This is a genomic window from Streptomyces sp. NPDC043878 (genome assembly GCF_056435735.1).
This window is the reverse complement of the sequence record NZ_JBWKDW010000002.1, coordinates 343,400-361,626: the sequence shown is the minus strand read 5'-3', so window position 1 is coordinate 361,626 and position 18,227 is coordinate 343,400. Positions and strand designations below refer to the sequence as shown.

Genomic DNA, 18,227 nt, shown 5'->3' with positions numbered 1-18,227 from the left:
CTCCCCCCCCCCCCCCAACCCCCCTCGCTCTTCTTCCCCTCCCCCCAGAGGGAAGAAACCCCCCCCCCCCCCCCCCCCCCCCCGGGGGGGGGGCCCCCCCCCCCCCCCCCCCCCCCCCCCCCACCCCTTGGGATCAGCGTTCCGAGGTGTACGTCACGAAGTGCGCCCAAGCGCCGGGAGCGAGCGCGAGACGGGGGCCCGCGACGTTCTTGGAGTCGCGGACGTGGACGGTGCCGGAGCTGGTGGCGATCTCGACGCAGGACTCGCCGTCGGTGCCGCCGCTGTAGCTGCTCTTGAACCACGCCAGTTCGGAGGCGTCCCCGGCGGATGCCTTGCGCATCATGTCTCTCCCAGCAGTTGCTCGATGAAGGCCAGCGACTCCCGCGGTGAGAGAGCCTGCGCCCGGATGGTGCCATACCGCAGCTCAAGGATGCGCAGTTGCTTCGGATCGGTGATTGGCCGCCCGCTGAACGCACCGTCGGAACGCCCCACCGCCGTGCCGTCCGGGAACTTCAGCAGCTCGATCCTGCCGTCCAGCCCGGGGTGGGCCTCGGTGTTCGTCGGCATCACCTGAAGCGTGACGTTGTGCAACCGGCCGGCCTTCAACAGGTGTTCGAGCTGCTGTCGCCACACCATTGTGCCCCCAACCTCTCGGCGTAGCGGCGCCTCTTCCAGTACGAAGTGGATCGACGGGGCCGGGTCACGTTCGAAGACGGACTGCCGGGCCAGACGGGCCGCCACCATGCGCTCCACATCGTCCCGCGAGTACGGCGGCTGCGCTGCCCCGATCACGGCCCGAGCGTGCTCGGGTGTCTGCAGCAGCCCGGCGACGATGTTGCACTCGTACACACCGATCTCGACCGCCTGGCCCTCCAGCTTGCCCAGTTCCCGAACCTTCTTCGGATACCGGACCTTTTTGACGTCCTCCCAGGCTGCCGCGACGAGTCCGCCCGCCTTCAACACCGCGTCGGCCTTGTCCAGGTACTCCTGCCGAGGGATCCGCTTCCCGCCCTCGATCTTGTAGACCAGGTCCTCGCCGTAGCCGACGGCCACCGCGAAGTCGGCGGCCCGCATCCCCACCGCCTCCCGCCGCAGCCTCAACTGCCGCCCCACGGTGGTGATGACGGCCACTCCCCACTCGTCGTCGGGGTCCACCTCCCACCCCGGCTCGTCCGCCTCGGTCCTGAGCCGTCGTACCTCGCCGTCCACCGACATTCCGCACCCCTCCGCCGTCCCGCCGTGCCGCAACGCCCGTACCCGGAGGGCCCGCTCCGACAGCCCGGACAACAGTGGACAAGCTCCGGACAGTCACCCTACGCATCGGCGCAGTCACTGTTCACGGTAAGCACGCACCGCCACGCTCAGTGACGTGAACCAGAGAAACTCCACCCAACTCCACCCACCAACCCGTCACTTCAGCGTCCTGCTGTCCCCCACGCCACGCGGCGCCCGCCTCGCCCGGCTCCTCGCCACCGAGTGGCTGCGCACCTGGGACCTCCCACATCACGCCACCGAGACCGCCGAACACCTCGTCGCCGAGCTCGCGGCGAACGCCGCCACCCACGGCCGTCTCCCCGGACGCGACTTCCGCCTCGCACTCCTGGCACGCGGCGAGACCCTCCGCGTCGAGGTGACGGACACACGCGGTGACGACGTACCCCACCGCCGACGACTGCCCCTCGACGCGGAGTCCGGACGCGGCCTCCTCCTCGTCGAGGCGCTCTCCGACCGCTGGGGCGTCGAGCTCGGCCCCGTCCCCCGCAAGACCGTCTGGGCCGAACTCGACCTCTCACCGAAGTTCGGAAACGTGTGCTCCGGTGGCTCGGGCGCCCTCCTCCAAGGAACACGAGAGGGAAAGAAACCTCACCAAGCCCCACCCCTCCCGCCCACGGAGCCCGCTCACTCGCGCGAGTGAACATCACCGACTCAGCTGGATTCGGCACCGGTTGCCTGCCCTACGCTCAGCGCGAGACAGCACAACCTCCGGACATACGACGGCCCTCGCAGGGACTGGCATCCCGTTGCGAGGGCCTGACCACCAAGGAAGCCAAACCTTCCCGATGGATACCCAAAACCCTAGCGTGCGCCCGCACGCCCAGTCCCGTATCGGCGGGAAAAACCACCCTCCCCGTCGCGCCTCCACGGCAGCGCACACCGGCGGCGTCATCCACGACAACACCCGCCACACCACCCGCTTCACGGTGATCGGCAACCACCTCGCGCAGCACCCCGACCTCTCGGGGCTCGCCATCGGTCTGGCCGTGCACATCCAGTCCCTCCCCGCCGGCGCCCGCGTCGACATCAAGACCCTCGCCGCCCGCTTCCCGGAGGGCACGACCCGTATCGCCGCCGCCCTGCGCGAGCTGGAGACCCACGGCTACCTGCGCCGCCCACGCGAGCGCACCGAGAGCGGTCGCATCGTCACCCGCACCGTCTCCTGCAACCAGCCGGGCCGTCACGGCGGCGGGGCGGCCGACGCCGCCCCCAGACCCCCGGCCCGCCGGGCAGCGGCGGCGCAGCAGAAGCCGCCGCGCCGTGCCCTTCCCGCCGTACCGCAGCCCTCGTACACCTCACCCACCCTCCTCCAGACGGCCACGGACGTCCTCGCCGGCCTCCGCCGCCACGACCCCCGCCTCCTCCTCTCCGCCACCGACGCCGAGCACCTCGCCCCGGGAGTCGCCGCCTGGCTGGAGCGCGACCTCACCCCCACCGCCGTACGCCACGCCCTGACCAGCGACCTGCCGGCCGAGCCCCTGCACCGCCCGGCCGCCCTCCTGGCCCACCGCCTGACCGCCCAGCTCCCACCCCTGCCGCCGTACCGCGCGCCCGAGCGGCCCCCGCCCGTCAGGCATCCCCTCCGCAACTGCGACGACTGCGACCACGCCTTCCGCGGCCCTGAACCGGGCCGCTGCGGCGACTGCCGCACCCGCGCGCCTGCGCCGATCGCGTGAGCCCTGAGCAGCAGGGCCCTCACAACATGCCCGTGATCACCGATCCGGACGAGGCCCGAGCAGACCTAGCGCTGGCTGCTCTGTCCGCGATCACGCACGCTGCCGATCCGGACATCGGTGCCATACTGAAAACCCTGTCCACCGCTCTGCGTGGGGTCCCCGAAGACATCGCCGACCCCATCATCGAGTTCACCGCACAGGGCCTGGGCAAGCGCCCGGCCGAGCAGATCTGGAGGAGACTGGTGGCCGTGGACCTCTCCTTCTACAAGTCGTACATCTCGGAAGAGATCCGCGACGAAGGCCGCGCGCAGGGCCGCGCCGAAGCCCTGCTGCTCGTCCTGGAGCAGCGCGGTATCGAGGTGCCTGAACACGTCCGTGAGCGCATCACGCTCTGCGACGACCCGGAAACCCTCGGCCGCTGGCTCACCCGATCCGTCACCGCTCCCACAGCCGAGGACGTTTTCGCGGACGAGTGACCGGTGAACGCAGCCGGCGCGCACTCACTCACTGCGGCCTGACCCTCACTGCGGCCTGACCACGAACGCCCGCACCCCCCGCATCCGCACTCCCGTCCCGTACGGCTCCACATCGCCGTGCACGGCCACCTCGAACCCGTCGAGCCAGGCCGCGGTGGCCCTCTCCACGTCCTTCGGGCGCAGCTCCACCCGCCAGCCCGCCGCGTCGAGCCCCGGTGGCCCGGCATCCGATACGTGCTCCTGCACACGCTGGCCCATGTCCTGATCCGTCAGTTCGCGCTGGAATGCGGCTACGGGGCATCTGGCACCTCACCGACCGTGCCCTGTCCGACAACATCGAGCTCGGTGTGGTGCTGCGGGATCCGTACGTGGTGGAGCCGCTGGTAGACCACTTCCACTGGCTGCTGGCCTCGGAGAACAAGGTCATGCGCCTCGCGTGAACCGGATAGCAAGACCCTGACACCGGCGCGGGAAGGGGTAGCCGACGGCCCGGGACAGGATGACACCGGGCCGCCGGCCGAACGGGGGGTCAGGAGGCGGTGAGGACTGACGCTCCCGTCGTGGTCGCCAGCTCCGCCGGCAGGTTCTTCGCCGAGGTCTCCAGGCCCGCCGTGAGGGTCGGCGTCCAGTTGACGGTCGTCTTCAGCTTCTTCGAGGACGCGGCGTTGTACGCGGCGACGAGGTCGGTGGCCGTGCCGTTGACCAGGTTGCCGCTGCCCGCGACCGAGCCGGTGCCGTCGCCGCTGAGGAGCTTGGCGAGCTTCGCGCCGCTCGGCACCTTCCAGTAGTTGTCCTCCGCGACGACCTGCGCCTTGGCGCGGGAGTTGATGCTGTAGAGCGGGGCGTAGCCGTTCAGCGTCGTCGTGTCGTAGACGTTGTTGTAGATGTGGACCTGGCCGATGCGGGCCAGCGGGGCGCGCTGCACGATGCCCTTCCACACGTTGTGGTGGATGGAGACCCGCAGCTTGCCGGTGCTGTCGGTGTCGCTGCTGCCGATCAGCATCGTCTTGTCGTGGTTGGTGAACTGGTTGCGTTCGACGGTCACCAGGTCCGAGCCCTTGGTGATGTCGAGGGCGCCGTCGTGGATCTGGTACTCGCGGCCGTAGTACTTCGGGTTGGCGCTGTCGAAGTGCGCGGCGTCGGTGAAGCTGTTGTGGTCGGCCCAGACGTGGGTCGCGCCGCGCAGGGTGAGCGAGTCGTAGTTGCTGTTCCAGTTGCCGTCGTCGCCGTCCGTCGGGTCCCACTGCGGGAAGCAGTCCTCGGTCGCGGAGAAGGCGAGGTTGCGGACGATGACGTTGTCCACGTTCTGCACCTGGAGCATGCCGCCGGTGATCCCGGCGCTGGTGCCGGGCACGCCCACGATGCTGGTGTTGGCCGGCACCTTGAAGACGATGTTCTTCGCCTGCTTGGTCTGGGCGGCGGCGCGGGCCTTCTCCTGGGTGCCGGACGGCAGCTTCGAGGTGCCGTAGGAGGCGGGGTCGTACGCCTTGAGGTAGGCGGACAGCGAGTAGCCCGTGCCCGCGGAGTAGTCCGCGCAGGTCAGCTTCCTGCCCGCGTCGTCGGTGTTGGCGTCGATCGTGCCCTTGACCTTGATGATCCGGGGCGCGGTGTCGGACACGGAACCCAGCGCCTTCACGAGCTGCGCGCGGGTGCTGACGGTGAAGACGTGCGCGGCGTCGGCCTTCGTGCCGCCGGTCGTACCGGAACCGGAGGACGCCCAGCCGTCCTTGGCGGACAGGGTCTGGCGGTACAGGTCGACGCCACCGGCGTTCGCGTTCATGACGAGGGTCGCGGCGCCGGCACCGGCGGCCACGACGGCGGCGGAGACGACGAGGATGCGCCGCGAGCGGAGGGACCGGCGGTGGGAGGGGGTTGCCACGGGGGAGAGTCCTTACGTTCTGGTGGATCGCGTACGAGGTGTGCAGCTCCGGTGAACGGCGCCCACAACTCCCCAGTGGCCGCAGGCCCGTGAAAGGTTGCCGCGCACCGCGGCCGTTCCCGAAGCCGACGGGCGAGGACAGCACGGGCCGACCGTGTGACGCCGGCAGCACGCGAAGGCGCCTCTACAGTGCCCGGTGCGCCGCGCGGGCCGCGCCCAGGTGGCGCAGGCCCTCCCTCGCCGTCCGCGTCACCCCGTCGTACTCCGCCGCCGTCCGGGCCGCGGCCAGTCGTGCGCTGGCCTCGCGATGGCACTCCGCCGCCTCCGTCAGGGCGCGCGCCGCGTTCTCGTCCGCCGCCGCCCAGGCCCCCGCGTCGGGCGGGACCAGACCGCCGCCCAGCCGTACGAGCCACTGGTTCGCCTCGACCTCGGCGTCCAGGCCGGACGGCGAACGGTGGTGCCGCCGCCGCTGGACGACGACCGCGAACACCGCCCCGGCGATGAGCAGTACGGCGAGTACGAGCGTGAACCCCATGGTTTCCTCCCCTGCGTGGCGATCCGGGGCGGACTGCGGTCCCGCGACCCCGTGCTCCCATGAGACGACGGGCCGCTGTGCTCCCGCCCCCTGGGTTCCTGTGCGTCGCCGGTGAGGTGACCAGGAGCGGACGACGGGCCGTGGAAGCGTGCTGTCCTCCGTCCAGTACCCCCGCTTCCACGGCCCACGCCGTTCCCTCGTGAGCCGCCTACGACTCAGCCGCCTACGACGCCGTCGCGGACGCGGACACGGACGTGCTCGGCTGGGGCGGGGCGCCCTGGCCGTCCTCCGTCGACTCCGGGTCGACGCCGACCGTGAGGGACGCGCGGACGCCCCTGGCGATGTCCCGCCGGTCGTAGCGCAGCCCGAGCAGACCGCCCTGGGTGCCGCTCTGGTCGTAGATCGTGTCCTCGGTCAGGGTCGTGCGTTCGGCGGCGTTGCTCGCGTAGGGCTCCACCTCCGCGGAGGCGAGGACGGACTCCTCGTCGAAGAAGAACTGCCCGGTGTGGCAGGTGTGGCCGCCCTCGTAGCCGGCGTCGGTCCAGGTGCCGTCCACGTGGACCTTGACGTGGATGTGCACGCAACGGCCCCGGTACCAGCCCGGGAACACCGTCCGGAAGGAGACGTGGCCGTGCCGGTCGGTACGCCAGGTGCCGCGCAGGTAGCGCGTGTCGTCCGTGGGTTCCTGGTGGCCGCCGCCACCGCCGCCGGGACCGCCGGTCGGGGGCGTGCGGGTGGGCGTGCCGGTCGGGGGCTCGCCCGTGGGGGCCGGGCCGCCGCCACCGCCGTTGCCCTGGTTCTCGTAGCCGGAGTAGACGCCGGCCGCGTCGCAGTGCCAGATGTCGACGGCCGCGTCACGCAGCGGCCGGCAGGTCTCTGAGTCGATCACCCCGAGGTCGAGCCGGAGCGGAATGCCCTCCCGGTCCTCGGTGATGTCACGGCGGAGCTTGTCCGCGTCGATGTAGTAGGGGCCCTCGACGGTCTCCGAGGTGAGGCGGTAGCAGACGCCGTCCCGCGTCGGCGTGCCCGCGCCGTTCGCGCCCGTCCCGCCGTCTCCCGCGAAGGCGGTCGTGGCCAGGGCGCCGCCGACGAGGCCCGCAGCCGCGAGACCGCCCGCGCCGGCCGCCACGACCGTGCGGCGCGTCAGTTCCCGTTCTCTGCATGGTTCCTGATGGTCAGTCATGAGGCCGGGACGCTAGGGACGGAACCTGTCAGGAGCATGAGAGAGAGCTGTCAGCGACCCGGGAACGCGAAAGTGGCTCGGAACCGACGACGGTTCCGAGCCACTCGCAGCGGTGGTGCTACTTCGGCTGCGGCTTGCGCACCGAGAGGTGCAGCTCACGCAGCCGGGTCTCCTCCAGCTCCGTCGGCGCGCCCATCATCAGGTCCTGGGCGTTGCCGTTGAGCGGGAAGGAGATCGTCTCGCGGATGTTGGGCTCGTCGGCCAGCAGCATCACGATGCGGTCGACGCCGGGGGCGATGCCGCCGTGCGGCGGGGCGCCGAAGCGGAAGGCACGCAGCATGCCGGCGAACTTGTCCTCGACGGTCTCCCGGTCGTAGCCCGCGATCTCGAAGGCCTTGAGCATGATGTCGGGCTCGTGGTTACGGATCGCGCCGGAGGACAGCTCGACGCCGTTGCAGACGATGTCGTACTGCCAGCCCAGGATGTCCAGCGGGTCCTGGGTCTCCAGGGCCTCCAGACCGCCCTGCGGCATGGAGAAGGGGTTGTGCGAGAAGTCGATCGCGCCGGTCTCCTCGTCCTTCTCGTACATCGGGAAGTCCACGATCCAGCAGAACCGGAAGACGTTCTCCTCGAACTGCCCGGCGCGCTTGGCGGCTTCCACCCGCACCGCGCCCATGATCTTGGAGACCTCGTCGAACTCGCCGGCGCCGAAGAACACCGCGTGGCCGGGGGCCAGGCCGAGCCGCTTGGTGAGCTCGGCGACGTTCTCCTCGGTGAGGAACTTCGCGATCGGGCCGGTCAGCGACCCGTCCTCGGCTACCCGCACCCAGGCCAGGCCCTTGGCGCCCTGCGAGACGGCGAAGTCGCCCAGCTGGTCGAAGAACTTGCGGGGCTGACCCGAGACGTCCGGTACCGGCAGCGCGCGCACGTGCTTGCCCGCGAACGCCTTGAACTCCGAGCCCTCGAAGACGTCGGTAATGTCCACGAGCTCCGGCTTGGCGCGCAGGTCCGGCTTGTCGGAGCCGTACTTGAGCATCGCCTCGCGGAACGGGATGCGGGGGAAGGGGGAGGTGACGTGCCGGCCGCCGCCGAACTCCTCGAACAGCTCGGTCATGAGCTTCTCGATCGGCTGGAAGACGTCCTCCTGCTCCACGAAGCTCATCTCGACGTCGAGCTGGTAGAACTCGCCCGGCGAACGGTCCGCGCGGGCGTCCTCGTCGCGGAAGCAGGGGGCGATCTGGAAGTAGCGGTCGAAGCCCGAGATCATCAGCAGCTGCTTGAACTGCTGCGGCGCCTGCGGAAGGGCGTAGAACCGGCCCGGGTTCAGACGGGAGGGGACGACGAAGTCGCGGGCGCCCTCGGGGGAGGTGGCCGACAGGATCGGCGTCGCCATCTCGTTGAAGCCCAGCGCCGTCATCTTGTGCCGGATCGCCGAGATGACCGCCGTACGCAGCATGATGTTGCGGTGCATGCGCTCGCGGCGCAGGTCGAGGAAGCGGTACTCCAGGCGCCGCTCCTCGTTGACCCCGTCCTCGGTGTTGATCGTGAAGGGTAGCGGCTGGGCTGCGCCGAGCAGCTCGACCTCGCCGACCTCGACCTCGATCTCACCGGTGGGCAGGTCCGGGTTCACGTTGTCCGTGCCCCGGGAGACGACCTTGCCGTCGACGCGGACCGTCGACTCCTTGGTGACCTTGTCGAGGGTCTCGTAGGCGGGGGTGCCGGGGCGGGCGACGAGCTGCGTGATGCCGTAGTGGTCGCGCAGATCGATGAAGAGGATGCCGCCCAGGTCGCGCCGATTGTGCAGCCAGCCGCTCAGCCGGACGTCGGTGCCGACGTCAGAGGCGCGGAGCTCGCCGCAGGTGTGGGACCTGTACCGATGCATCGTCGTTCATCCAGTCTTTGCGGATCGGGGGCTGTTTCACGTGAAACACCCCCAGCGTACCGGGCACCCAAAGATCGCCTCCCCACCATTTACCGGCCCGTTTCAAGATCGCCTACTCGGTCGCCGTACGCGATCGGTGGCATTCTTCGAGCTCCTCTTCTTAAAGTGGGGCAATGCGCACTGGTGAGCCCCTGCCCGCCGTGGGGGACGTCCTGGCAGCCCTCGCGACCGGCGTCTGGCACTGGGACACGGCGGACGGGCTGGTCACGGTGGATTCCGAGGCGGCTCGACTGCTCGGGCTGTCCGGCGGCCCGGCGACCCTCACGGAGGCCCAGGCACGGGCCTGCCTCCATCCCGTCGACTGGAACGAGATCACCGGAATCGTCCAGCTCGCCGTCGCCGAGGGCACCCTCGCCGAGGTCCGCATCCGGATCATGGACGAGCGGGGCCGGGTGATCCGCACCGTACGCAGCCGCTCCAAGCCGTCCTACGACCCCGAGCGGCGCTCGTTCCTGCTGACCGGCACCCTCCAGGAGGTCACCGAACCGCCCCCGGGGACCTCGTCCGGACGTACGGCGGTCACCGGCGACTGGCGGCGCTCCCGCGAGGCGTTCCTGCTGGACGCGGGCCGGGCGCTGGCCGAGGCCCGGTCCACGGAGGAGGTGCTGCGGGTGGCGGCCGGCCTGTCGATGCCGGGCTTCTCACCGGACGGCCTCGCGGTCTTCGGGGTGGAGGGCGACCGCCTGACGATCATCGGCCACCACGGGCAGCAGCCCGGTGACGAGGGCCCCTTCACCCACATGAACCTGGAGACGGACTACCCGGCGGCCGAGGTGGTCCGCACCGGCCGGGCCGTCTATCTGTCCTCACCCGAACACTACAAGGACCGCTATCCCGTCACCTGGCCGCTCGCCCGCTACTTCGGCCGCCAGTCCTGGGCGTTCGTGCCGCTGACCGTGGCCGGCCGCACGATGGGCGCCTGGATGGCGGCCTTCGGCCACCCGGTCGCCTTCACCCCCGACGAGCGCTCGGTCCTCACCACGGTCGCCCGCATGCTCGCCCAGGCCCTGTCCCGGGCCGGGGTCGCGGAGTCGGAGCGGGAACTCACCGATGGCCTCCAGCGCTCCATGCTGCCCACCCTGGGACCCCAGATCCCGGGCATGAGCGTGGCGGCCCGCTACGTCCCCACCGGCGGCGGCCTCCAGGTCGGCGGCGACTGGTACGACATGATCCCGCTGCCCGGGGGCACCTCCCGGTCACAGTCCGGCTCGGGCCGTTTCGCCCTGGTCATCGGCGACGTCCAGGGCCATGACGTGCGGGCGGCCGGACTGATGGGCCAGCTCCGCATCGCGCTCAGGGCGTACGCCTCGGAGGGCCACCGCCCCGACGCGGTGCTGTCCCGCGCCTCCCGCTTCCTGCACGGGATGACCTACGAGGACCCCGACAGCACCGACCTGCGCTTCGCGACCTGCCTGTACGTCGAGGTCGACCCCGGCACCGGCATCCTGGAGATCGCCCGCGCCGGCCACCCGGACCCCGCGATACGCATGGCGGACGGGACGGTCCTGACGCGGCCCACGGCGGGCGGCCTGCCCCTCGGCATCGACCCGGACGCCGACTACCCGACCACCCGGCTCGCCCTCGAACCCGGCGAGACCATGCTGCTGTGCACCGACGGCCTGATCGAGACCGGCGGCCACGACCTGGAGACCGGCTGGAAACGCATCCGCGCGATCCTGGAGGCGCACGACGGGGACCTGGAGGAACTGGCCGACGCCCTGGTGCAGGGCGTGCACGGGCCCTCCTCCCACCACACCACCGGCCCGCTGGCCGACCGGCGGGAGGACGACATAGCGGTCCTGCTGCTGCACCGGCAGGGGAGGGACGAGGGCGGCGACTTCGCCCGGGACGGGGGCGATCACGCCCGTCACGCCGTGCGGCGCACGATGCTGACGGTCGCACAGGCGGAACCCGAGCGGGTCGCGGTGGCCCGGCACCAGCTCCGGGAACTGCTGCACGACTGGGCCTCCCCGGACCAGGTGGACTCGGCGGTGCTGCTGCTGTCCGAGCTGCTGACCAACGTGCTGGTGCACACCGACGCGGACGCGCTGCTGCTGGCCGAGGTCAGGGGAGAGCCCGGGATGCGCCGGATGCACGTGGAGGTCACCGACACCAGCGACGACCTGCCCCACAAGCGCCGCCCGGGCGAACTGGCGTCCTCGGGCCGCGGACTTGTGCTGATCGAGATGCTCGCGGACATGTGGGGCGTCGACCCGCGGGGCGACGGCAAGAGCATCTGGTTCGAGCTCTACGAGGCGGACGCCGACACGTGAGGCGACCGCGATGCCACCCTCGACAGAAACGATGCTTCTGTCCACTAATGGGTGAACGGCACTGATCCGTACGCACGTTGCATCTGCGCATGCCTAGCGTCCGGGGCGGAGGTGGTGCTCGATGTACGAGCAGAACAACACGTCGCCGGACCAGCCGACGGCACGGCGGCAGGACGCGATCGACATCAACGACTTCGTGTTCGCGGCCACGGGGGCGCGGGTACGGAGGCTGACGATGCCGGACGGGACGCACTGGTTCGTGGCGGCGGACGTGGCCGCGGACCTGGGCTACGCGAACACACGGCAGGCGCTCATCTGGCATGTTGCAGGAGAGTCACAGATGACTCTGAGCGATCTTGCGCAAAGCGTCTACGGAACAGACACATGGCACAAGACCGCAGGTCACGGACTCAAGAAGTCGATGAAGATGGTGAATCTTCAGGGCCTGATCAGCCTGGTCAACGGCTGCACGAAGCCGGAATCGCAACCCTTCAAAGCCTGGGTCTCCGAAGTCATCGCCACCATCCAGCGCGACGGTTCCTACGCCCTGGAACCGGCCGCCGTACAGCCCGCCGCCACCGGCGGCACCGCCTATGTCATGCCGCAGCAGGTCGCCGACGTGATCGTCCGGCTCGAGGAGCGGAACATCCGGGCGGACGAGACGATGCTGGCGTTCCAGGAGGAGCACAACGACCTGCTGCGGCAGATCAGCCGCAGCCAGCACACGATGGCCGACGCGCTGCGGGACATCGCCGAGGCTCTCGGGCGCCCCGCCGACCGCTCCCGTCCCGGCGCCGCGCCCGAGGTGACGCCCCGGCAACTCCTCGACACCTGGAAGGCGAAGAACCTCGTCGTCACCGACGACGTGCACGCGGTGGCCGCCTGCCTGGCGCCGGCCCTCCTGCACGGCGGTGCCCGTTTCCGGGTCGAGGAGATCGCCGACCGGACCGGCCTGCCCCAGGACCGCGTCCACGACTCCCTGCGCATGCTGCAGAAGCGGGGATGCGTGAAGCAGGCCGGATGCACCTCCGACGGGGCGCCGGTGTATCTGCTGCCCTGAGGGCGCCAACATCAACAGGCCCGAAGTCGCAGTCAGATTCTGCGGCTTCGGGCCTGTTCCTACCGTAGCGGACTACTGCATCCCGTTCTCGGACATTCCGTGAACTGCCGGGATCGTGCCCAGGCGGCCCTTCTGGAAGTCCTCGAACGCCTGCTGGAGTTCGTCGCGGGTGTTCATGACGAACGGCCCGTAGTGCGCCATCGGCTCACGGATCGGCCGGCCGCCCAGGAGGACGACCTCCAGGTCCGGGGTGTGGGAGTCCTGCTGCTCGTCCGCGCGGACGGTCAGCGAGGAACCGGCACCGAAGACCGCCGTCTGGCCCTTGTGGACGGGACGCCGTTCCGTGCCGACGAAACCGCGCCCGGCCAGGACGTAGGCCAGCCCGTTGAAGTCCTCCCGCCACGGCAGCGTGAGCTCGGCGCCCGGCGCGACCGTCGCGTGGATCATCGAGATCGGGGTGTGGGTGACACCGGGACCCTGGTGGCCGTCGAGCTCGCCCGCGATGACGCGCAGCAGCGCGCCGCCGTCGGGCGTGGTGAGCAGCTGGACGTTGCCGCCCCGGATGTCCTGGTACCGAGGCGCCATCATCTTGTCCTTGGCCGGCAGGTTCACCCACAGCTGCAGACCGTGGAAGAGACCGCCGGACATGACCAGCGACTCCGGCGGCGCCTCGATGTGCAGGAGGCCCGAGCCCGCGGTCATCCACTGGGTGTCGCCGTTGGTGATGGTGCCGCCACCGCCCTGGCTGTCCTGGTGGTCGAAGATGCCGTCGATGATGTAGGTGACGGTCTCGAAGCCGCGGTGCGGGTGCCAGGGGATGCCCTTGGATGAAACCAGTTGGGGGGCCAAAAAATCAGCTAGAGTCCCCCCATGATCAGACCAGGGGTGGTGACCGGCATGAACATCCATGCAGGGGTCTATGGGCGTCAGTCCGTGGGGCGGGCCAACAAGTCCGAGGTCAGCACGGTCACGCAGCGCGCTGCAGGTGTGGCCGAGGCGAAGCGGCGCGGGGCCGTCAGCATCACCGAGTACGAGGACCTCGGCATATCCGCTTTCACGGGCGACGGCCGCCCGGACTTCGACCGGCTACTCAAGGACTGCCACGAGGGCCGGATCAACCTGATCATCGTCTACTACATCAGCCGCCTGTCACGGATGGATCCGCTGGACGCCATCCCCATCGTCACGGAGCTGCTCAACCTCGGCGTGACGATCGTGAGCCTCACCGAAGGCGAGTTCCGCAAGGGCAATCTGATGGACCTGATCCATCTGATCCTGCGGCTGGACGCGGCCCACAGTGAGAGCAAGAACAAGAGTGATGCGGTGCGGGGCGCGAAGAAGACGGCCCGTGAACTCGGTGGCTACGTGGGCGGCAAGCCCCCGTACGGCTTCCGTATGGTCCCCGCAACGCGAACGACGCCCGATGGCAGACCCGTCGTGATCTATGTCCTCGAAAACGATCCCGACGAGGTGCCGGTGATCCAGGACATGTGGGCGCGGATCAAAGAGCACAAGGACATGCCGTACCGGCCAGGAGGAGGTCGTCGCCACCCGGGCTCCCTCACGGGCATCTGTGCCCAGATGACCGCCGACGGCGTGCCGACGAAGGGGCAGCGGGTCGGCAAGAAGACGAAGGACAGCGTCTGGGATCCGAAGACGGCCATGCGCATCCTCCGCGACCCCCGCATCGCGGGCTACGCAGCGACCCCGGTGTACAAGCGCCGGGAGGACGGCAAGCTGACCAGCATCATCGAGAGCTACCGCATCGAGCGCGCCCCAGAGACCATGAAGCCGGTCCAGGCGTACCCGCCGATCATCCCGCCGGACGACTGGCATGAACTGCAGAAGTGGCTCGACGGGCGGGGCCAGGGCAAGGGCCTGTCGCGCGGGCACGCCGTCCTCTCCGCCATGGACGTACTGTTCTGCGACTGCGGTGCGGTGATGACGTCGCACCGCGCCACCACGCCCAACAAGGCCGCGTACCGCTGCCGCCGTCGGAAAGCGCTGCCGGAACAGCACGAGGGCGAGTGCACCATCAGCATGCAGACCCTGGACCTGTACGTGGCGCGGCGCATCTTCGCCCTCATCCAGACCGTCGAGGACGACCCCGAGACGGCGGTCATTCTCGCCGAGGCTGCCCATCGGTACACGGCCCAGACAGAGCAGCCCGAGATCGTGGGCGAACGCCGCAATCTCGTCACCGAACGCGCTGATGCCAAGCACGCGCTAGAAGAGCTTTACGACCGGGAAGAGGCTGGCGACTACGACGACCCTGTCGGACGGCGCCGATTCCGGGAGCGCAGGGAACGGCTCCTCGGTCGCATGGAGAGGGCGGAGGCCCGTCTCGCCGAGTTGGAGGAGGCGGCGACGCCGACGCTCCCGATCCACCTGTGGCTGCCCTTGGGCGCGGGGGACGTCGATCCAGTGGGCGAGGGTTCGTGGTGGGAGGCCGCGACGACCCAGGAGCGCCGGGACTTCGTCAAGTTGTTCGTGCGCCGGGTCACGGTCTCTAAGGCGTCCGGTGCGGGAAGGTCGACGCCTGTCGAGAAGCGAGCAACGGTCGAGTTCGTACGGCCGGAACAGGCCGAGGGCGATGGGGCAGAGGCCAACGAATCGCGGCAGAGGGAGGCGTTGGCAGAAGCGGTCTGACCTGCTGCTGACCCGAGACGAGCGGGGGGTAATACACCCACATCGCCGGTTAGGAAAACCGGCGATTCTCCGGAGCATTGACGGTGTCCTCGGGGGCGCCGGGCAGCCGCGTCGCTGCTCCGGCGCTCCTGCCCCCAGCCATTAGGAGCCGTCTCTTGGACAACCCCTCGCCCAGCCCCTCCCCCACTTCGCCGACCGACGGTTATTGTTCCGGCCAGGGTCGCCGGCAGCGCAAAACCGCGACAAGTGAGTGCCTCCACCCGCGCACCGCTCGCCGCCAGCGACTCAACACCCCTCGTACGTGCTCGCTGTCCAAGGCTTCCGAGCCCGTCGTCGGCGACTGCGACTTCGGCCGCGTCGTCGACGGCAAGCTGGTCGCCCAGCCGGTCTGGCGCCTCGCACGCCGTCCTCGACTCAGGTGGCGAGGCCGTGGCCCAGGGCCACCTGGATGCCTTCGGCGACACCCTCCACAACCTGGCCCTCGCCAGCCACGGCCCGCACCGGGCCGAACTACAAGCAGCAGCGCAGGTGTTCAACCGCGCCCGCCGTTCGGCGATCCGGGCCGACCATCAAGAGGGTCGTGTCCTCCTTCGTGCGTGGTGTAGGCGATCATGGTCTGTCGTCTCCGCTTCGGAGCCGTCCGGTACGTGCCGCTGCGGGCGGTGGGGCGATCACCGCTGGTCCCGGCTCCATATGTCTCAACAGGGCGTCCAGCGAGGCGATTCGGGCCGTGACCTGGGGATTCCGCCAGTTTGATCGGCTACACGACGAGACGGGACGTCACCTCGAAACCCGCGGCGAGCTGCCGTGCAATGCGCTGCAAAAGCCCTCGGCGTCCGCGTAGAGGCTGTATGTACCCGCGGTGAGATCTTCGGTCAGTTCGGGGGAGACGGGCACCGCTCACCCCCGTTCAAAATCGCTACTCGGGCAGAGGCGGGGTGCCGAGCGCCTTTCGAACCGCGCTCGTGAAGCGTTCCCGGCTGAGTTCCCGTGCTTCCTTGTTGCGCTTGAGTACTCCAACCATTGTGGATGCCTCGTCCATGGTTGCGGACAGCCGCTCGAAATTCTCCAACAGTGCTCCCTGCGCCTCTGCGGAAGCTTGCCGGTACTGCTCCATGCTCAGCATTACTTCGCGCAACAGGGGGTGACCATCGAGGTCTCGTAGATCTCGCCCCTGATCACGTGCGGCCTGTATGAGCTCTGCAAGTTGCCCCGTGCGCTGCCTGTATTCCTCTGTTGCCTCGGTCATGGCGTCGAGGGCAACCGGGCGGCCGTCGACCGCCGCTGTCGCGGCTTGGGCTGCTTCGATGAACCGGGTGGAGACCTCGACGTCTTCCTGCATCGTCGCGGTCAGTTCCTCAGCCGCGTGTGTAACTTCCTCCGGTCCCAAGAGGGCTATGCGCCGTGCGCGTTCCGCCATATGGCCTGCGGCCCCTCTCAGATCATCGAGGCCCGTTGAGTTGGGCTCGTGCAGGTCTCCAGACGCTTGTGTGATGCGCAAGCACTCGTCCCACGCTTCGAGGAAGCCCTCATATGTACTGAGCCGTTGCTGCCTCAGCCAATGGCCATGCTCAACGACACCTTGGTCCTGCACCTGTCGCCTCACGCTCTCAGCGTTCTTTTCGGCGCCGATTCTGGTTGAGCGTGCTGCGATGACGGCACCCATCACGGTTCCGGCCAACCCGAACACCGCTGCCACGAGAGCGATCACTAACTCTTTCACAACGGCTCATCATGCCCTCGGAGTTGATGTTTAGGAACGGGCGTTAGGGCCTGTTCCAGGTTCGGATCATTGGTTTGGGGATTCGCCGGTGGCGGGCGGCTGGAGTCTGGTAATTGTCGAGGGTGGCGCGTGGTGATCTCTCGGATGCCGAGTGGGAGTTGGTCGAGCCGTTCTTGCCGGTGGGCGAGCGTGGTCCGGTCCCTGACCTACGGCGGCTGTTCAATGCCGTGATGTGGCGGTTCAGGGCTGGGTGCCCCTGGCGGGACGTGCCGCAGGAGTACGGCTCCTGGTCGACCGTTTACGGCGCGTTCCAGCGCTGGGCGGCGGCCGGGACCTTCCGGACGCTGATGGAAGGGATGATCGCCGAGGCGGCGGCCCGCGGACAGGTCGATCTCGATCTGGTCAGTGTGGATTCCACGATCGCGCGCGCTCATCATCACGCGGCGGGGATGGCCGTCGACCCCGAGCTGCTGGACGAGCTGGAGAAGGCCGTCACCGAGGAAAAGGGGCTTCTCGAAAGGGGCAAAGCGCACCGGTAGCTGGGCCGGACGAGGACGGCGACGACGTGGTGCGTGAGGAGCGGCGGCGTTTACGGCGGCGCAGAGCCCGGCTCCATGCGGCTGAACTGGGCCGTTCCCGGGGCGGGCTGACCACCAAGACTCACCTCGCGGCCGAACGCCGGTGCCGGCCGCTGTCGTTCGTCCTCACCCCGGGGCAGGCCGCCGACAGCCCCTGCTTCGTCCCGGTACTGGAGGGCATCAAGGTGCGTGGCCCGGTCGGCCGCCCGCGCACCCGGCCCGGCGCCGTCGCCGCGGACAAGGCGTACTCCTCCCGCACCGGTTGTTCCTACCTGCGGCGACGCCGCATCCGCGGTGTCATCCCGGAGAAGGTCGACCAGGCCGCCAACCGCAAGAAGAAGGGTTCTCGCGGCGGCCGCCCGGTCGGTCACGATCCGGACCTGTACAAGGACCGCAACACCGTCGAACGCTGCATCAACAAGATCAAGGAGTGGCGCGGCCTGGCCACCCGCTACGACAAGACCGCCACCAGCTACCTCGCCGGACTCCACCTTCACGGTGCCGTGATCTGGATCCGCAGCCTCCAACCAACATGATCCGAACCTGGAACAGGCCCTAGGTGGGGTCGGGTACGGCTGCGTCGGTCTCTGCGTGGATGCGCACGACCTCGTTACGCGGGCGTCGCCCCGCTCCGGATGCAAGGTGCGCACCTTGGTATCAGTCGATGCGGCGTCGGCCTGAGCGATCAGGCCGAGGATTCTGCGCGGTGCTCTGCGGGTCCTCGCTGACGGCGTCGCCGAACTGAAGCTGCGGGCGCTGCTCGCCGCTCACGGTGGAGAACCCGAGGATGCGGTCGAGCCCGGAGTACGAAGACCACGGCACGTCGGCGGTGACATCACGACCCTACGACAACCGCTTCGTCTCCGTCGTGACTGTCAGGGACCGCAAGGTGACGCACTGGCGCGACTATCGGGACCTCATCGCCGTATTCGACGCACAAGGATGGCCACAATACCGCCCCTCGTAACAGCCGACGCA

General features: G+C 69.4%; 15 protein-coding genes and 2 pseudogenes. 8 read left to right on the top strand and 9 right to left on the bottom strand.

Annotation, left to right across the window (positions count from 1 at the left end):
• Positions 1-133 precede the first annotated feature (133 nt).
• On the bottom strand, positions 134-343 hold the full coding sequence (locus AC07AZ_RS05360; protein ID WP_478844013.1) for a DUF397 domain-containing protein: 210 nt from the start codon (positions 341-343) through the stop codon (positions 134-136).
• Positions 340-1,215, bottom strand: a complete 876-nt coding sequence (locus tag AC07AZ_RS05355) for a helix-turn-helix domain-containing protein (RefSeq protein ID WP_478844011.1) — start codon at positions 1,213-1,215, stop codon at positions 340-342. Before AC07AZ_RS05355 ends, AC07AZ_RS05360 begins: the two co-directional genes overlap by 4 nt.
• Before the next feature lie 154 nt (positions 1,216-1,369).
• On the opposite strand from AC07AZ_RS05355, the gene AC07AZ_RS05350 reads away from it, so the two are divergent.
• The 3 genes and pseudogenes from AC07AZ_RS05350 to AC07AZ_RS05340 all read left to right on the top strand — a co-directional run.
• Positions 1,370-1,915, top strand: a complete 546-nt coding sequence (locus AC07AZ_RS05350) for an ATP-binding protein (protein WP_478844009.1) — start codon at positions 1,370-1,372, stop codon at positions 1,913-1,915.
• A 145-nt stretch (positions 1,916-2,060) separates the two neighbouring features.
• Complete coding sequence (locus AC07AZ_RS05345) at positions 2,061-2,951, top strand: helix-turn-helix domain-containing protein (protein WP_478844007.1); 891 nt, start codon at positions 2,061-2,063, stop codon at positions 2,949-2,951.
• 2 nt (positions 2,952-2,953) lie between these two features.
• Positions 2,954-3,427: pseudogene (locus AC07AZ_RS05340) on the top strand (hypothetical protein); the annotation flags it as partial.
• A 45-nt stretch (positions 3,428-3,472) separates the two neighbouring features.
• Here the strand turns inward: AC07AZ_RS05340 and AC07AZ_RS05335 are convergent.
• Positions 3,473-3,685 carry a hypothetical protein gene (locus AC07AZ_RS05335; RefSeq protein WP_478844005.1) on the bottom strand — a complete coding sequence of 71 codons (213 nt, stop codon included), beginning with the start codon at positions 3,683-3,685 and terminating at the stop codon, positions 3,473-3,475.
• A gap of 26 nt (positions 3,686-3,711) precedes the next feature.
• On the opposite strand from AC07AZ_RS05335, the gene AC07AZ_RS05330 reads away from it, so the two are divergent.
• On the top strand, positions 3,712-3,867 hold the full coding sequence (locus AC07AZ_RS05330; protein WP_478844003.1) for a hypothetical protein: 156 nt from the start codon (positions 3,712-3,714) through the stop codon (positions 3,865-3,867).
• Between the two features lie 89 nt (positions 3,868-3,956).
• Here AC07AZ_RS05330 and AC07AZ_RS05325 read toward each other — a convergent pair whose 3' ends face one another.
• From AC07AZ_RS05325 to aspS, 4 genes are all read right to left on the bottom strand, one after another.
• Positions 3,957-5,306: a pectate lyase family protein gene (locus tag AC07AZ_RS05325; protein ID WP_478844001.1), complete on the bottom strand. Its 1,350-nt coding sequence runs from the start codon at positions 5,304-5,306 to the stop codon at positions 3,957-3,959.
• 184 nt (positions 5,307-5,490) lie between these two features.
• The gene (locus tag AC07AZ_RS05320; protein ID WP_478843999.1) at positions 5,491-5,841 is read right to left on the bottom strand and encodes a hypothetical protein; all 351 of its coding nucleotides are present in this window, start codon (positions 5,839-5,841) and stop codon (positions 5,491-5,493) included.
• 223 nt (positions 5,842-6,064) lie between these two features.
• Positions 6,065-7,024: an intradiol ring-cleavage dioxygenase gene (locus tag AC07AZ_RS05315; RefSeq protein ID WP_478843997.1), complete on the bottom strand. Its 960-nt coding sequence runs from the start codon at positions 7,022-7,024 to the stop codon at positions 6,065-6,067.
• A gap of 118 nt (positions 7,025-7,142) precedes the next feature.
• Positions 7,143-8,906 (bottom strand): aspartate--tRNA ligase, encoded by a 1,764-nt coding sequence (gene aspS / locus AC07AZ_RS05310; protein WP_478843995.1) that lies wholly within the window; start codon positions 8,904-8,906, stop codon positions 7,143-7,145.
• A gap of 173 nt (positions 8,907-9,079) precedes the next feature.
• On the opposite strand from aspS, the gene AC07AZ_RS05305 reads away from it, so the two are divergent.
• Positions 9,080-11,239: a SpoIIE family protein phosphatase gene (locus AC07AZ_RS05305; RefSeq protein ID WP_478843993.1), complete on the top strand. Its 2,160-nt coding sequence runs from the start codon at positions 9,080-9,082 to the stop codon at positions 11,237-11,239.
• Positions 11,240-11,360: 121 nt separating this feature from the next.
• Positions 11,361-12,299, top strand: coding sequence for a BRO-N domain-containing protein (locus tag AC07AZ_RS05300; protein WP_478843991.1), 939 nt, complete (start codon positions 11,361-11,363; stop codon positions 12,297-12,299).
• A gap of 72 nt (positions 12,300-12,371) precedes the next feature.
• On the opposite strand, the gene AC07AZ_RS05295 is transcribed toward AC07AZ_RS05300, so the two are convergent.
• On the bottom strand, positions 12,372-13,148 hold the full coding sequence (locus tag AC07AZ_RS05295) for a pirin family protein (protein WP_478843989.1): 777 nt from the start codon (positions 13,146-13,148) through the stop codon (positions 12,372-12,374).
• 21 nt (positions 13,149-13,169) lie between these two features.
• Here AC07AZ_RS05295 and AC07AZ_RS05290 point away from each other — a divergent pair, with 21 nt between their 5' ends.
• Complete coding sequence (locus AC07AZ_RS05290; protein WP_478843987.1) at positions 13,170-14,948, top strand: recombinase family protein; 1,779 nt, start codon at positions 13,170-13,172, stop codon at positions 14,946-14,948.
• A 919-nt stretch (positions 14,949-15,867) separates the two neighbouring features.
• On the opposite strand, the gene AC07AZ_RS05285 is transcribed toward AC07AZ_RS05290, so the two are convergent.
• On the bottom strand, positions 15,868-16,671 hold the full coding sequence (locus AC07AZ_RS05285; RefSeq protein WP_478843985.1) for a hypothetical protein: 804 nt from the start codon (positions 16,669-16,671) through the stop codon (positions 15,868-15,870).
• Positions 16,672-16,793: 122 nt separating this feature from the next.
• Here AC07AZ_RS05285 and AC07AZ_RS05280 point away from each other — a divergent pair.
• A pseudogene (locus AC07AZ_RS05280) lies at positions 16,794-17,785 on the top strand (IS5 family transposase).
• Positions 17,786-18,227 lie beyond the last annotated feature (442 nt).